This is a genomic window from Mycobacterium neglectum (genome assembly GCF_002591975.1).
GTDB classification, from domain to species: domain Bacteria; phylum Actinomycetota; class Actinomycetes; order Mycobacteriales; family Mycobacteriaceae; genus Mycobacterium; species Mycobacterium neglectum.
Genome location: NZ_NVQE01000014.1, coordinates 113,902 through 128,299, shown reverse-complemented (window position 1 = coordinate 128,299; position 14,398 = coordinate 113,902). Strand labels below are relative to the sequence as shown.

Annotated in this window: 15 protein-coding genes and 1 riboswitch; of the genes, 7 read left to right on the top strand and 8 right to left on the bottom strand. The window is 66.6% G+C overall.

Features of this window, described 5'->3' with window-relative positions; translation table 11 throughout:
• The 3 genes from CSQ99_RS13675 to CSQ99_RS13665 all read left to right on the top strand — a co-directional run.
• Positions 1-461 (top strand): septum formation family protein (locus tag CSQ99_RS13675; protein ID WP_099039573.1); only part of this gene is annotated, 461 nt, incomplete at its 5' end.
• Positions 462-504: 43 nt separating this feature from the next.
• Positions 505-1,992 (top strand): flavin-containing monooxygenase, encoded by a 1,488-nt coding sequence (locus CSQ99_RS13670; RefSeq protein WP_099039572.1) that lies wholly within the window; start codon positions 505-507, stop codon positions 1,990-1,992.
• A 19-nt stretch (positions 1,993-2,011) separates the two neighbouring features.
• Positions 2,012-2,284, top strand: a complete 273-nt coding sequence (locus tag CSQ99_RS13665; RefSeq protein ID WP_099039571.1) for a hypothetical protein — start codon at positions 2,012-2,014, stop codon at positions 2,282-2,284.
• On the opposite strand, the gene CSQ99_RS13660 is transcribed toward CSQ99_RS13665, so the two are convergent.
• On the bottom strand, positions 2,251-3,492 hold the full coding sequence (locus CSQ99_RS13660; protein WP_245908901.1) for a TetR/AcrR family transcriptional regulator: 1,242 nt from the start codon (positions 3,490-3,492) through the stop codon (positions 2,251-2,253). The genes CSQ99_RS13665 and CSQ99_RS13660 overlap by 34 nt on opposite strands.
• 243 nt (positions 3,493-3,735) lie before the next feature.
• Between CSQ99_RS13660 and CSQ99_RS13655 the strand changes: the two genes are divergently transcribed.
• Positions 3,736-4,968: an APC family permease gene (locus CSQ99_RS13655; RefSeq protein WP_099039588.1), complete on the top strand. Its 1,233-nt coding sequence runs from the start codon at positions 3,736-3,738 to the stop codon at positions 4,966-4,968.
• A complete protein-coding gene (locus tag CSQ99_RS13650) occupies positions 4,956-6,263 on the top strand; it encodes a uracil-xanthine permease family protein (RefSeq protein WP_099039569.1) in 1,308 nt (435 codons plus the stop codon). Before CSQ99_RS13655 ends, CSQ99_RS13650 begins: the two co-directional genes overlap by 13 nt.
• Here the strand turns inward: CSQ99_RS13650 and CSQ99_RS13645 are convergent.
• From CSQ99_RS13645 to thiO, 6 genes are all read right to left on the bottom strand, one after another.
• The gene (locus tag CSQ99_RS13645) at positions 6,217-7,680 is read right to left on the bottom strand and encodes a M28 family peptidase (protein WP_099039568.1); all 1,464 of its coding nucleotides are present in this window, start codon (positions 7,678-7,680) and stop codon (positions 6,217-6,219) included. The genes CSQ99_RS13650 and CSQ99_RS13645 overlap by 47 nt on opposite strands.
• Positions 7,677-9,191: a M28 family metallopeptidase gene (locus CSQ99_RS13640; protein WP_099039567.1), complete on the bottom strand. Its 1,515-nt coding sequence runs from the start codon at positions 9,189-9,191 to the stop codon at positions 7,677-7,679. Before CSQ99_RS13640 ends, CSQ99_RS13645 begins: the two co-directional genes overlap by 4 nt.
• 11 nt (positions 9,192-9,202) lie before the next feature.
• Entirely contained in the window at positions 9,203-9,988 is a 786-nt protein-coding gene (locus tag CSQ99_RS13635; RefSeq protein ID WP_099039566.1) for an SGNH/GDSL hydrolase family protein, read from the bottom strand.
• Positions 9,985-10,743 (bottom strand): thiazole synthase, encoded by a 759-nt coding sequence (thiG, locus tag CSQ99_RS13630; RefSeq protein WP_099039565.1) that lies wholly within the window; start codon positions 10,741-10,743, stop codon positions 9,985-9,987. Before thiG ends, CSQ99_RS13635 begins: the two co-directional genes overlap by 4 nt.
• Entirely contained in the window at positions 10,736-10,933 is a 198-nt protein-coding gene (gene thiS / locus CSQ99_RS13625) for a sulfur carrier protein ThiS (RefSeq protein WP_099039564.1), read from the bottom strand. Before thiS ends, thiG begins: the two co-directional genes overlap by 8 nt.
• Positions 10,930-11,994: a glycine oxidase ThiO gene (gene thiO / locus CSQ99_RS13620; protein WP_099039563.1), complete on the bottom strand. Its 1,065-nt coding sequence runs from the start codon at positions 11,992-11,994 to the stop codon at positions 10,930-10,932. The genes thiS and thiO overlap by 4 nt, the downstream gene beginning before the upstream one ends.
• Positions 11,985-12,095: riboswitch (TPP riboswitch) on the bottom strand. Its footprint overlaps the gene before it by 10 nt.
• 30 nt (positions 12,096-12,125) lie before the next feature.
• On the opposite strand from thiO, the gene thiE reads away from it, so the two are divergent.
• Both thiE and CSQ99_RS13610 read left to right on the top strand, forming a co-directional pair.
• Complete coding sequence (thiE, locus tag CSQ99_RS13615) at positions 12,126-12,791, top strand: thiamine phosphate synthase (RefSeq protein ID WP_245908900.1); 666 nt, start codon at positions 12,126-12,128, stop codon at positions 12,789-12,791.
• Between the two features lie 117 nt (positions 12,792-12,908).
• A complete protein-coding gene (locus tag CSQ99_RS13610; RefSeq protein ID WP_141562668.1) occupies positions 12,909-13,811 on the top strand; it encodes a tetratricopeptide repeat protein in 903 nt (300 codons plus the stop codon).
• Positions 13,812-13,820: 9 nt separating this feature from the next.
• Here CSQ99_RS13610 and CSQ99_RS13605 read toward each other — a convergent pair whose 3' ends face one another.
• A complete protein-coding gene (locus CSQ99_RS13605; RefSeq protein WP_099039561.1) occupies positions 13,821-14,327 on the bottom strand; it encodes an NUDIX hydrolase in 507 nt (168 codons plus the stop codon).
• Between the last annotated feature and the right edge of the window lie 71 nt (positions 14,328-14,398).

Below are 14,398 nucleotides of genomic sequence, written 5' to 3'. Positions count from 1 at the left end.
AGATGTGTATAGAGACAGCCAAGAAGACCGTCTTCATCGTCCTCGGAGTCATCGCAGGGCTGGTCGTGCTCCTCATCGGTGGCGGCGTCGCGCTCTACTTGGCCTTCGGCCAGGGCACCGTCACCGCAACGGACGTCAAGATGGGCGACTGTCTCTCGGAGATCCCCGGCGACACCAAGGTGCTCACCGTGAAGACCATCGACTGCGCCGAACCGCACGCGGGTGAGGTCTTCGCGGTGCTGCAAATGCCGGGAGGCGACTTCCCGGGGCAGGCCGCCATTGACACGTACGCCGACAAGTGCAGCCCGGAGCTGGCCAGCTATGCACCCTCAGCGATGGCGGACGACACCGTCCAGCTGTACGTGCTGTACCCCACAGCCGAAACATGGGAGCAAGGCGACAGGGCGGTGACCTGCGTCGCGACGCTCGACCCGCCGCGGTCCGGCTCCATAAAGAGCTGAGTCGATCGCCGAAGTTGAGTGGTACCTGAGGTACCGTTCATTCATGACTTCGGAGCAGTTCGACGCCGTAATCGTGGGCGCCGGATTCGGAGGGATCGGGGCTGCCATCCAGCTCAAGCGGATGGGCTATGAGAACTTCGTCATCCTGGACCGCGAGGACGATCTCGGCGGAACGTGGCACATCAACCGCTACCCGGGCCTGGCCGTCGACGTCCCGACGACCACCTACTCGTACTTCTTCGAACCGAACCCCAACTGGTCGCGACTCTTCTCCACCGGTGAGGAGATCAAGCAATACGCCCACGCCGTGGCCGATAAGTACGACGTGCGCGCACACATGCGATTCAACACCAACGTCGAGGGCGCCCGCTGGGACGAGGAGGCCAAGACCTGGTGTATCGCGCTGGCCGGCGGCGAGACCCTGACCGCGCGCTACCTGATCACGGCCACCGGTTTTCTATCCCAGCCGAAGACACCGGACATCCCGGGGATCACCAGCTTCGAGGGCAAGGTCATCCACACCACGGACTGGGACGACAGCTACGACCTCGAGGGTAAGCGGGTCGCCATCATCGGCACCGGCGCCACCGCGGTGCAGCTCGTTCCCCAGCTCGCCAAGAAGGCGGCGGACCTCACCGTCTATCAACGCACCGCGATCTGGGTAGTGCCCAAGCTCGATTTGCGCTTCTCCGAGCGTGCGAAGCGCCTCTTCGCGCGAGTGCCGTTGGCGCAGCGGGCCATCCGCGCCATCACCGACGCGCTCTACGAGTTCTTCATCTTCGTCGAGCTCCACCAAGACAAACTCGTCCTCCGGCGGCTCAATGTCGCGGCGGGCGACCTGTCCAAGACACACCGCCAGGTGTCGGTTCGGGATCCTGAAGTGCGTAGGCAGTTGACACCCGACTATGACTTCGGTTGTAAGCGCCCGACGTTCTCGAACGACTATTACCGAACCTTCAACAAACGCCATGTCCACCTGCAGTCCAGCGGGATCGAACACATCGAGCCGGATGCCATCGTTTCCAGCGACGGCACCAGGACGCCGATCGACGCCCTCGTACTCGCCACCGGATTCGACCTGTGGGAGGCCAACTTCCCCGCCATCGAGATCGTCGGCCGTGCAGGCCGTAACCTCGGGAAGTGGTGGCGCGACACCAGGTTCCAGGCGTATCAGGGTTTGACTGTGCCGTACTTCCCCAATTATCTGAGCATGGCCAGCCCGTACGCGTTCCTCGGGTTGAACTTCTTCAACACGGTGGAGTACCAGATGCGGCACATGGATCGACTGTTCGGCGAAGTGAAGCGCCTCGGTGCCACGACGTTCGAAGTCACCGAGGACGCCAACACCCGCTATCTCGACCGGATGACGGATCTGATCGGTGATTCGGTGTTCATCCGCGGGAATTGCGCGTCATCGCGGTCGTATTACTTCGACCCCAAGGGCGAGGCCAACCTGTTGCGCCCCCTTTCGACGCGCGCCGCTATCGCGGAAGCTTCCGAGTACCCGTTGAGCGACTATCAGATTGCGTGATCGGAGAGGAATCCAAGCAGTGCCCTCAGAACAGAAGAATTCGCGTGGCGCGACGATAGCGGGCCTGGCCCTCGCAGGTACGGGACTGGCCCACTTTGCCCGCCCAGAGCTCTTCGAATCGATCACCGTGTCGGCATTTCCGCGCAACACCCAACAGAACATCTACATCAACGGCGGCATCGAGACGGCCCTGGGGCTTGCCCTGGTCGCACCGAAGACCCGCCGCCTTGCCGTCGTCGGAGTGCTCGGGTACGTGGCCTATTTGGCGGGCAACGTCGCGCGCAATCGGTAGTGGCCCAACAGCGTCAGATCGAGTAGGCGCTCCACCGTGGAAAAACTGTGCGTCGATCGCTCATAGCGCATCAAGCGGCCCAGATCGATCACCAGTGACATGGCGGCGTGGACGGCGAACCGCGCCTGTCCCGGTGTCCACTCCCGCCGCACCGCCACCACCAGTGCCACCCATGCCTCCACGGTGGAGCGCTGCATGTTGCGCAGAATCTTCTGGTCGCCCGCGGACATGTTGAGCCGCTCGCTGTAGTACACGTACGACAGTTCCGGCCGGTCGAACGACCGAGCCACGTATAGATCGATGACCGCGGTCAGCGCATCCTCCGGATCGTCGATCGTGGCCGTGATGGTCGCGGTGTCCGCCGATAGTCGGTCGGCCGCCCTCCGGAACGCCGCCGCAAGAATGTCGCTCTTGCCGGAGAAGTATCGGTAAATCCCGGATGCGGGCATCCCGACCGCGGCCGCGATGTCTTCCATCCCGGTATCCCGATACCCCTTGAGATTGAACAGCTGCATCGACTCATCCAGCAGCGCTTCGTATCTCGATGATTCCGGCATCGGGGAAATCTCGGCCTGGACGGCGCCTTCGTCTGCGCGTGGGTCGGGAAGCTCAGCGGCCACAACGGCGTCAGCGAGTTCGGCCAGCAGCGCGCGCACCTGGATGGCAGGCAGTTTGGCCCGGTGATCGACGATGCTGCCCAACACGGAAAGCACCGCCGTGGAAAGCGTCCAGCGCTCCCTCGGGGTGAGGTTCGGACGAATCACGCACAACGGTCGCTGGATTCGGTGATGAACGGTGCGCATCTGCGCTATCAGCGTGGCCTGATCGTCGCCGCGCAGATACCGACCCTCCCACCGATAGAGGCCACCAGACTCCCGATTGATCATCGCGGTGTCGACGAGCGAAGCGATGAGCCGGTGCAGAACGAGTTGCGGGTCCTCGACTGCGGCGTCGTCGGCGAAGTCTGTGCAGTCCACGAGCTGCTGGCCCAGGCTGAGCACCGCATCGCGGAAGAGTTCGTACTTTCCGGTGTAATGCCGGTACAACGCTGGCGCGGAGATTCCCACACGGGACGCAATCGCCTCCATGCTCACACCGTGAAAGCCGAGCGTGGAGAACGCCTCGGCGGAGGCCCGAGCGATCTGCGCTTTGCGATCCTTGGGTCGGCGCCGAATCGTATCGCCGCGTACTGGCCGGGGGCGCGCCATGGCGACCACCATAACGGACGTTACGCACACATACTCACCGAGTTCGGCTGAATAATCCTTGCCAAAGCCTCCGGGGCGCGGAGAATGGCCATTAACATAGGGACACGTTCGGCGCGGACGTCTGCATGAAATGCGCGGGGAAACGCGCGCATGGCTGATGGCGCGGCGCGAGAACGCCTGACCGTCGCGGCGAGGTCGGTTGATGTCATGCCGAGGCCCTGATTGGCTGTGATGATGCAGCCGATGACACCCGTCGGCCCCGAACCGGAACTGCACCGGCGGCTCGGCACATTCGACGCCGTCACGATCGGTCTGGGCTCGATGCTCGGGGCCGGCATATTCGTCGCACTGCCCCCTGCCGCTGCCGCCGCTGGAACCGGTCTGCTCATCGGTCTCGGTATCGCCGCCGTCGTCGCGTATTGCAACGCCACGTCCTCGGCCCGGTTGGCCGCCAGGTACCCGCAGTCCGGCGGCACCTATGTGTATGGCTCCGAACGCCTCGGCGAGTTCTGGGGCTACACGGCGGGGTGGAGCTTCGTCGTCGGCAAGACCGCATCCTGTGCGGCGATGGCGCTCACCGTCGGCTACTACGTCTGGCCCTCGCAGTCCCACGCGGTCGCGGTGGCGGCGGTGGTCGCGCTGACGGCCCTGAACTACACCGGCATTCAGAAGTCCGCCCTGCTGACCCGCGCCATCGTCGCAGTGGTCCTTGCCGTGCTCGCGATGGTGGTGGTCGTCATCCTCGGCTTCGGCGACGTGGACATCGGACGGATCGGCATCGGCACCGACATCTCCGCCGGTGGCGTGCTGCAGGCGGCGGGCCTGCTGTTCTTCGCCTTCGCCGGCTACGCGCGGATCGCCACCCTCGGCGAGGAGGTGCGCGATCCGACCAGGACGATCCCGCGCGCGATCCCGATCGCGCTGACCATCGCACTGGTCGTCTACGGCGTGGTCGCCGTCGCAGTACTGGCCGAATTGGGCAGTGACACCTTGGCTTCCGCGACAGCGCCGCTCGCCGATGCGGTGGCCGCTGCGGGGTTCTCCACCCTCGAACCGGTGGTCCGCGTTGGGGCCGCGGTGGCCGCCCTCGGATCACTGCTGGCTCTCGTTCTCGGTGTCTCGCGAACGACGCTGGCGATGTCACGCGACCGCCATCTCCCGCACGCGCTGGCTGCGGTGCACCCGCGCTTCGGCAGCCCACACCGCGCGGAGATCGCAGTCGGCGTCGTGGTGGCCGTTGCGGCGGCCGTTGTCGACGTCCGTGCCGCAATCGGCTTCTCGTCGTTTGCCGTGCTGCTGTATTACGCGATCGCCAATGCGTCGGCGTGGACACTCGGGGCGCGGGTCATCCCGGGCGTAGGCCTGGCGGGCTGCCTACTGCTCGCGTTCACGCTGCCCCTGCCGTCGGTGATCGCGGGCGCTGGTGTGGTCGTCGTCGGCGCGGTTGCCTACGGTCTTAGAGCATGGCGCATTTGACATGGACTCCGCTGTTGAGATGGACCAAGGTCGACGCGCGTTCCGACGACGACTTCGTCGTCGCCCCTGACGAACGGCTCGACTGGTTCCGCACCATCGGGCTCGGCGCACAACACGTCGTCGCGATGTTCGGCGCCACCTTCCTGGTGCCGGTGCTCACCGGATTCCCACCGGCAACCACCCTGCTGTTCTCCGGTATCGGCACGGTGCTGTTCCTGGTGATCACGGGCAACCGGCTGCCGAGCTATCTCGGATCGAGCTTCTCGGTGATCGCTCCGGTGACAGCCGCCGTCGCGTCGAACGGCACCGGCAGCGCACTGGGCGGCTTGGTCGCGGTCGGTCTGACCCTGATCGTCATCGGGGCGGTCGTGCATCTGGTCGGCACACACTGGATCGATGTGACATTGCCACCGGTGGTCACCGGCGCGATCGTCGCCCTTATCGGTTTCAACCTCGCACCCGCGGCGAAGTCGAACTTCGAAAAGGGCCCGCTCATCGCCATCGTCACCCTGGTGCTGTTGGTGGCGACGCTGGCGTTCTTCCGCGGCATCATCGGACGGCTTGCGATCTTCATCGCGGTGTTCACCGGGTACGTGCTGGCGCTGATCCTTGGCGACGTCGACACCTCCGGCATCAAGGCGGCGCCGTGGCTCGGCCTGCCCGAGTTTCAGACCCCGACGTTCACGTTGGCGGTGCTGCCCATGTTCCTGCCCGCCGTCATCGCCCTGGTCGCCGAGAACATCGGGCACGTAAAGTCCGTCGGCCAGATGACCGGGACCGATGTCGATCCGGTGACGGGCCGTGCGCTGGCCGCCGACGGAGTTGCCACGACGCTGGCCGGCTTCGGCGGCGGTTCGGCGACCACCACCTACGCCGAGAACATCGGCGTGATGGCCGCCACCCGCGTCTATTCGACTGCGGCCTACTGGGTTGCCGCCGCGGTCGCCATCCTGCTGTCGCTGTGCCCGAAGGTGGGCGCCGCGATCTCAGCGATACCGGCCGGCGTGCTCGGCGGGGCAACGGTGGTGCTCTACGGATTGGTCGGCGTACTCGGTGTGCGAATTTGGCTGACCAATCGAGTCGACTTCGCCAAGCCGCTCAACCAAATGACCGCCGCTATCCCGCTGATCATCGGTATCGCCGACTTCACCTGGCATGCGGGGAATTTGACGTTCACCGGAATAGCACTGGGATCGATCGCCGCCCTGGTGGTCTATCACGGTATGCGGCTGCTGGGTTTTCGGCGGACTAGGGAGCGCTCCGATGCCGCTGATCCCGAAGCGGAACTCCATTGACGCCCTCGACCGACTGCGCGTAGGTGCCGACCGCGAACGCCGCCGCGGCGCCCATCACCGACAGCGCGTTGCGATCGATGTTGTCGACCGTGTCGCGCGGAGTGCGATAGTTCGGGTCATACGGCACACCGGCCCTGCCACCCCAGAGGCGCGCCTGCACTTCGGTTTTCCGCTGCGATGCGCCCGCTGTCACGCCGCCAACGGGAACGCCGGCGGTCAGGAACGCGGCGTAGTCGGTGTAGCGGGTCAGCGGCATATCGGCGGGCCGCGCACCCGCACTGTTGAGATACGCCGACAGAGTTCGTTCGATGCCGGCCGATCCGTCGGGGATGGTGTCCAACGGGATCTCGGGGTTCGGCTGACCCGACTGGTCGCCGTCGTAGGTGAAGTACCCGGCGTTCGGTGAGCCGATCATCTCGAGGTTGAGATACAGCGCGATTTCGTCGAGCTCGCCACGTGGGAGTCCTCGGAGGTACTTCGTCGCCCCTTGGAGCGAGTTCTCCTCCGAACCCCACAGGGCGAACCGCACCGTGTTCTTGATCTGCGGCGATGAACCCAGCGCCGCCGCGGTCTCGAGCACCGCAGCGACCCCGGAGCCGTCGTCGTTGATGCCGGGGCTGCGCGCGGAGCTGTCGAGGTGCGCGCCGACCATCACCACGTTGGTGGTGTCGCCGGACTTGGTTTGCGCCAGCACGTTTCGTGCCTTCTTCATGACCGGCTTGTTGTCCAGTACCAGCTTCACCGCCGCTGTGGTGCGGCGCAGCGCCGCATTGGCGTCGTTGCCGATGACGCCGACCGGGACGGTGAGTTGCTGGTAGTAGCCCGGCGTGAAAAGCCCGGCCGGGCTGCCGGTACCGGCGGCGGGGGCACTGACGACGAGCACGCCGACGGCCCCCCTGTCGACGGCCGCGTTCTGCTTATCGACGATCGAGCAGCCCGTGTCGTCGACGACGGCGATCGCTCCTTTCATCGACGCCGTGCCGTAGTCGGCAGCGCGGCATCCCGCAGCTGTCTTCTGTGGGCGCAGGGTCACCGCGCTCAGCCCGCCCCGCGGCGTTGTGATCAGAAGTGACGCCTGATCCACGTTGTGATTGCGCCCGCCGATCGTCAGCTGCGGGTTCCCGCCCTCCGAGCGGTCGAGGATCTCGAATTCAGGAGTCTGGACATCAAACCCCTTGTCCTGAAGGAACTTTGCGACATAGTTGACGCTGGCGTCGTATCCGGGCGTCCCGTTGGCCCTGTTTCCGCCGTTCGCGTCGGCGATCTTCTGAAGTTCGTTCAGATGTGTGTACATTCCGTCCGCGCCGACCTTGCCCGCCAGATCGGCCGCCAGATCGGCCGACGGGCCCGCGGTGTCCGCCGAAGAGCACGACGTCAACACCGCAATGGCCGCAACGACTGCCGCCAAGCGCATCATGATTCGATGACGTGGCGTGTGCGGTCGTCGCGGATCGGCACGCCGTTGCGCCCACTTTGGTCCTGGGCGTAGAGCGCCACGACGTATGCCGCACCGCGACCGTTGATCTCGAGCGCGGTGGGGTCGATGTTCTCAATCGTGTCGCCGGCCTTGTGATAGTTCGGATCGAACGGCTGACCCGCCTCACCGCCCCACCGCTCGGCCTGTTCGGCGGTCATCTTCTCCTCGGCGCCGGTGAACAGGCCACCCGCGGCGACACCGGCAAGCGTGAAGCTGCTGAAGTCTGAACGGCCCTCGAATTGAACATCTTCGGGGTCCTTGCCGGCACTCTTGAGATAGGCCACGAGCGTGCGTTCGATGCCCGCCGAACCTTCAGGGATGCGAGGTGCCTGCTGTTGCGGATCCGGCGCCTCGGACTGATCCCCGTCGATGGTGAAGTAACCCGGGTTGGGTGAGGCGATCATGTCGAAGTTCAGATAGAGCGAGAGGTCCTTGAGCGCGTCGTGGTCAAGGGACGCCACGTAGTCGTTGGACCCGAGTAGTCCGAGTTCCTCGGCACCCCAGAACCCGAACCGCACCGCGTTTTTCACTTCCGGTGTGCTGCCCAGCTGCAACGCCGTTTCCAGGACCGCCGCCACCCCGGAGCCGTTGTCGTTGATCCCAGGCCCCTCCGCGACGCTGTCGAGATGCGCACCCGTCATCACGACGTCGGCGGTGGACCCCGTTTTGGTCTGGGCGATCACGTTGCGGGTCCGCTCGACGCGCACGCCGGCGTTGAGTTTGATGGTGGCCTGCCCCAGGCTGCTGCGTAGCTGCTCGCCGGCCGCCTTCGTGACTCCGACGACGGGAATCCGCACGTCGGTGTCGGGGCCCAGCGTGGCTCCCGTCTCATCACCGTCCACATTGTTGGCGACGATCAGGGCGACGGCACCACGTTCGGCGGCCGCGGCCTGCTTGTCGCCGAACGGGCATTTCCCGCGGTCGACCAGCACGACTGCACCCCTAACCGGGAGACCGTCGTAATCGGACGCGGTGCAGCCCGGTGAGTCCTCGACGCGGGCAGGCACCAGGTCACCTGCCACACCGTCGGGCCCGGTGCCGATGGTGAACTCCAGCGGAAAGGCCTCGACCTTGGCGCCTGAAACGGTCACTGCCGGCTCGTCTGAGTAGGGCAGACGCACTTCGAACTCGGGGGTCTGCACATCGAAACCCTTGTCGCGCAAAGTGCTTGCCACATAGTCGACGCTGGCGTCATACCCCGGACTACCGAGCGCCCGGTTGCCCCCATGCTCGTCGGCGATCTCTTGGAGCTTGGTGACGTGCGCCATCATGGCGTCTTTCGTCACTGCCTGTGCGATCTTCTCCGCGAAGTCCGCGGCAGCCGCGGTGGGCCCCGCCGGAGTGGCCGGCTGCTCGGACGGTTGCGGACGCATTTCGCGCCCACATCCGGCCAGCACCATCACGGCGGCCATCGACAGCGCGGCCATTCTCGAGAACGTTTTGTGCCCCATCGCCCACCACGTTATCCCGACTCGGCGGCACCGCGGCCCGACACCTGCGCGACAACGAGATCGGCGACCGCCCGCATACCTTCTGCATTGGGGTGCAGGGGTGCGGGGCGACCTGGCACAGGCAGACCGAAGCCCGTTGTCCAAGGATCAGCGGACCACGCATGGTGGGCGATGCTGCGCTCGGCGACCGGTACCAATTCGCAGCCGGTGTCGGCGGCGGCCTCGGCGGTGGCCCGCGCCAATTCCGCCGCCACGTGACGTCCGGTCACGGCATCGGCGTCCGACAGCGGCGGAGCGGCGGTGCCCGGCGGGGGCAGCAGAGTCAGGTAGTCGACGAACAGCACCCTCGCTGCGGGTGAGCGCCGGCGCAGCGTTCGGCCGACGGCTCGCAGTGACTCTGCGACCTCGACCAGCGCGCGATCGCGAGCGGAGGCGTCGAGCTGGTCGGTCAACCGTGCGCCCAGCAGCGGCAGGGACCGGACGAACCGTGGCAGGCCTGCCGCGAACAGCAGCGGCACATAGCCGACGTCGTTGCCGCCGATGGTGACCGTGATCAGGTCCTCGGTCCCATTGAGCGCCTCGATCTGCGGTCGGGCGCCGGGCTGTGTCTCGGCCAGCACATTGGCGGTCGTCGCGCCGGAGTAGGTCACGTCGACGAGTTCGAGTCCGAGCCGGTCGGCGACGAGGTGGGGATAGTTACGTGCTGAACGGCCGGCGAAGAACGGGGCGCCCGCCGCACGTGGCCGAATTCCCGGCCCGGCAGCCATCGAACTGCCCAGCGCCACATACCGACTCATGGGGAAGGGCTGGACGCCTGCGCCCAGAACCGCTTCGGAATCCGGCCCGCCTGGCGCGCCAGGTATCCGGCGGTGACGGCGGAGGCCATCGCCGCGGCCATGGTGGGCGGATCGGCGGCGCGGGTGACCGCCGTCGCGAGCAGCACCGCGTCGCAGCCCAGCTCCATCGCCAGCGCGGCGTCGCTCGCGGTGCCGATGCCCGCGTCGAGCACCACCGGCACCGAAGCGTGCTCGACGATCATCGCGATGTTGTGCGGGTTGGCGATACCCAGCCCGGTTCCGATCGGCGAGCCCAGCGGCATGACCGCCGCACAGCCGGTGTCCTCCAGCCGACGAGCGAGCACCGGATCATCGTTGGTGTAGGGCAGCACGACGAACCCGTCGTCGACCAACTGCTCTGCGGCCCTGATCAACTCCAGGGCGTCCGGCAGCAGCGTGCGTTCGTCGGCGATGACTTCCAGCTTGACCCAATCGGTCTGCAGCGCTTCGCGGGCGAGCTGGGCGGTCAGCACCGCCTCGGCAGCACCCCGGCAGCCGGCGGTGTTCGGCAACGGCGTGATACCGAGACGGCTCAACAGATTCAGCACACCGGTGCCGCCCTCGCTGTCGACGCGGCGCATCGCCACCGTCGTCAGTTCGGTACCGGAGGCCACCAGCGCCTCTTCCAGAACGGTCAGGTTCGCGGCGCCGCCAGTGCCGAGAATGAGGCGAGAACCGAACTCGCGACCCGCGATCGTCAGCTTCGTATCAACCACCTTGCACCGCCGTCACCACCTCAACCCGCGCGCCGTCGGCGAGCGTCGTCTGCCATTCCGACCGGGGAAGCACCGCGAGGTCCACGGCCACCGCGATGCCCTTCGGTCCGAATCCGAACCGCTCCAACAACGCGGCGACGGTCGTCTCATCGTCGACCTCAATGGCTTCGTCGTTCACGGTAATTTTCATTGAATCCTCATCGCGCTTCCCACCAAGTCAGCTTCGGCCACCGGAACCCCGTTCAGCTCCCCCAGTATCGCCTCAGCCGTCCAGGGTGCCAGCAGAAATCCATTGCGGCCGTGCCCACCCGCTATCAGCGTGCGCTCGTCGAGCCGGCCGACGACGGGCAGCCCGTCAGGCGTCATAGGTCGCAGACCCGCAGAGCATTCGGCGAGTTCGTACTCACCGAGCGCAGGCATCACCGCGCATGCGTCATCAAGCAGCTCACGCACACCGGTGACGGCGGGCGCGGTATCCCGACCATGTTCGTACTGGGTGGCGCCGACGACCAGCCCATCGTGGCGCGGCACGAGGTAGACCTGGCGGCCGTGTACGCGGGCACGGATCACGCGCTGCGGCACGGGCATACATCCCCGGCGCCAGCGCAGCCGAAGTACTTCGCCCTTCACCGGGCGGATCGGCAATCCAGGCCACAGCGACGGCGCGTCGATGCCGTTCGCGATCACCACGGTGTCCGCCCGCGCCTCGGTCAACGCGCCGACCGGCGACGCCCAGCGCACCCCGAGACGTTCGCAGTGCGCGGCGAGGGCGTCGACGACGGCTCTATTGTCCACGGCCAGTTCGGTTTCGACGCGAAAGCCGTGACGAATACCCTGCGCGAGCAGCGGTTCGATCTCGCGGGAAGCCGCGGTGGGCGTGACTGGAAAGCCCTGTGCGGCCAACCACTCGGCGACCATCTTCACATCGGCGGCGTCGGCCCGATCGACGGCGACCACCAGCGACTCCCGCGCAGTGACGACCTCGGCGGGCAGACCGTCGAGGAAGCCGTCGCGCCCCTCGGTGTTCCACATGGCCAGCGACGCGAGCCCCAGCCGCAGCAGCCGTTCCTCACCGGGCCAGCCCTCACTGTGGGGGGCGATCATGCCGCCCGCCACCCAGGACGCGCCGTACTCCTGCCCTCCGGGACGGTGCACGTGCACTGCGTAACCGTCGATGGCAGCCCGGCGCGCCACCGACAGCCCGATGACGCCGCCACCGATGACGGCCACTGATCCCTTTGAACCCGTCATTGTCCCTCCCTTCGCCGGCATGACCCGGATCAGGTGTGACGGTAAGGGCAAGACGTGCCCACTCTCAGTCCCCGGTCCCTGGGACTCCCGTGATGAGCTTCAAGCCTACGGGAGGCACTAGCGTTCGCGGTGTGCATAAACGATCAGACCGTCTAGCCGAGGCGCAGCTGTACCTGTGCACCGACGCCCGGCGGGAACGCGGCGACCTCGCCGATTTCGCCGACGCGGCGCTGGCAGGCGGCGTCGACATCATTCAGTTGCGGGATAAGGGCTCGCCGGGAGAGCAGCGATTCGGGCCGTTGGAGGCGCGCGAAGAACTCGATGCGTTGGCCATCCTCGCCGACGCCGCACGCCGCCACGACGCGCTGCTGGCCGTCAACGACCGGGCCGACATCGCGGTCGCCGCGGGTGCGGATGTACTGCACCTCGGCCAGGATGACCTGCCGCTGGCCATCGCACGCGGCATCATCGGTCCCGGCCCGCTGATCGGCCGATCCACTCATGACGACGCCCAGGTGAGCGCGGCCGCCGCAGAGGATGTCGACTACTTCTGTGTAGGGCCGTGCTGGCCGACGCCGACCAAGCCGGGCCGCGCGGCACCGGGCCTTGATCTGGTGCGCGCCGTGGCGCAGTCGGGGACTTCCAAACCGTGGTTCGCCATCGGCGGGATCGATACGTCGCGGCTGGGTGAGGTCATCGCCGCCGGGGCACGTCGGGTCGTCGTGGTGCGTGCGATCACCGCTGCCGACGATCCACGAGCTTCGGCGCGACATTTGAAGGCCGCGCTCAACGGGTAGCCATCCCACGTGTTTGGCCGACGACACAAAAAGTCCAGCGACCCCCCGCGACCGGATCCCGACACGCTGTCCGAGCAAATCCGACTGATGGGTGAGGCCGCTGACGCAGGACACAAGGTGGCTGCATTCGATCTCGGCGTGATCTACGAAAGGAACCATGACCTCGCTTCGGCGCGGACCCGCTACGAGCAGGCTCGCGAACTGGGGCACCAGTTGGCCGGGAAGTTCCTCGCCGCGCTCGACGAGAAGGAATCCGGCATCGCGGACAAGCAACGCAAGCTCGACGGCATGCGCCAGGCGGCCGAAACCGGTGACCCCGCGGCGATGGGCAAGTACGCGTGGCAGTTGCGATTCGTCGAAAGCGATCCCGCCGCCCGCGAATGGTTCGAACGCGCCGCATCGGCCGGCGACCGAGTGTCGCTGAAGTGGTTGGCGGAGAACACCGCAGGCCAGGACGTCGCGTCCATCGCCCGAACCGAGGGGCTGCTGCGCGCCGACGCCGAAGGCGGTGACGTCGAGGCGGTTTCCGCGCTGGCCGCGTTCTTGTCGGACCAGGATCCCGACGCAGCGGTCGAGGTTCTCGAACGCGCGCACGCGGCCGGCGCTGACGACGCCGCCTACGACCTCGCGCGGCTACTCCAGCGTCGGGAGCGACTCGAAGAGGCCGAACACTGGTATCGGATCGCCGCCGACGGCGAAGGGCCGCTGGCAGATGTGGCGGCCGGACTCCTCGGCTGCATGCTGCTCGAGTCGCGACGTCACGACGAGGCCGAGCCGTTCCTACGCCGGGACATGTCGGGCGATCTGCATCTGGCGTGGCTGCTCGAAGGCCGTGGTGACGACGACGAAGCGTTGGAGGTGTACGGCAATCTCGTTCAGGACGACGACCAATTCGAAGCGAAGGCCGGCCTGGCCCGGATCTACCAGCGGCGGGGCGATGCCGACGAAGCCGCGTTCTGGCGCGAACAGGCCGAGGAGCAAGGCGCCGAGCCCGATTTGCCGCCGTTCGCAGGCCCGTGAAAAACGAGCTCAGGGCTGCTTGTCGACCAGCAGGGGGATCGATGCCGACTCCGTGCGCAACAGGGCCCAGCTGGCGGCGAAGCCGGGGTGCAACGGTAAGTCGGCGACATCGTCCTCGGCGACCCAGCGAAGCTCCGCACTCTCCCGATTCGGTGTGGTCGCCAGCTGCTGCGGCGCGTCGGCGATGACGGTCGTATAGCTCCAGTAGGAGTCGTTCTCGCCGAACACCTCTTTGGTGATGACCTTCGTCCGCACGGTGAGCTGGTCTTCGGACAGCCCGGCTTCCTCGTGTGCCTCCCTGATGGCGGCCTGCTCGACGGTTTCGTGGCTGTCGCGCGCACCGCCCGGCAGACCCCACGTTCCGCCCTGGTGACTCCACGCCGCGCGGTGTTGCAGCAGCACCGCGGCAGAACCGTCATGGTGCGGCGCCCGCAGCATCAGACCCGCCGCTCCGTGCCTGCCCCAGAACCACGAGCCGGAGTCGGATACCACCCAGCCGTCACCATCGCCGCGCACGCGTTCAGAATACGGACGCGCGTCTTCGATGAAGCTCTTAGGATTTTTTTATAGAGTGGAAGCGGTCAGGA

Bases quoted from the DNA above. Each gene is read 5' to 3' on its own strand.
- CSQ99_RS13670 (WP_099039572.1), top strand. From the start codon at position 505: ATGACTTCGGAGCAGTTCGACGCCGTAATCGTGGGCGCCGGATTCGGA.
- CSQ99_RS13660 (WP_245908901.1), bottom strand. From the start codon at position 3,492: ATGGCGCGCCCCCGGCCAGTACGCGGCGATACGATTCGGCGCCGACCC.
- CSQ99_RS13655 (WP_099039588.1), top strand. From the start codon at position 3,736: ATGACACCCGTCGGCCCCGAACCGGAACTGCACCGGCGGCTCGGCACA.
- CSQ99_RS13650 (WP_099039569.1), top strand. From the start codon at position 4,956: ATGGCGCATTTGACATGGACTCCGCTGTTGAGATGGACCAAGGTCGAC.
- CSQ99_RS13645 (WP_099039568.1), bottom strand. From the start codon at position 7,680: ATGATGCGCTTGGCGGCAGTCGTTGCGGCCATTGCGGTGTTGACGTCG.
- CSQ99_RS13640 (WP_099039567.1), bottom strand. From the start codon at position 9,191: ATGGGGCACAAAACGTTCTCGAGAATGGCCGCGCTGTCGATGGCCGCC.
- CSQ99_RS13635 (WP_099039566.1), bottom strand. From the start codon at position 9,988: ATGAGTCGGTATGTGGCGCTGGGCAGTTCGATGGCTGCCGGGCCGGGA.
- thiS (WP_099039564.1), bottom strand. From the start codon at position 10,933: ATGAAAATTACCGTGAACGACGAAGCCATTGAGGTCGACGATGAGACG.
- thiO (WP_099039563.1), bottom strand. From the start codon at position 11,994: ATGACGGGTTCAAAGGGATCAGTGGCCGTCATCGGTGGCGGCGTCATC.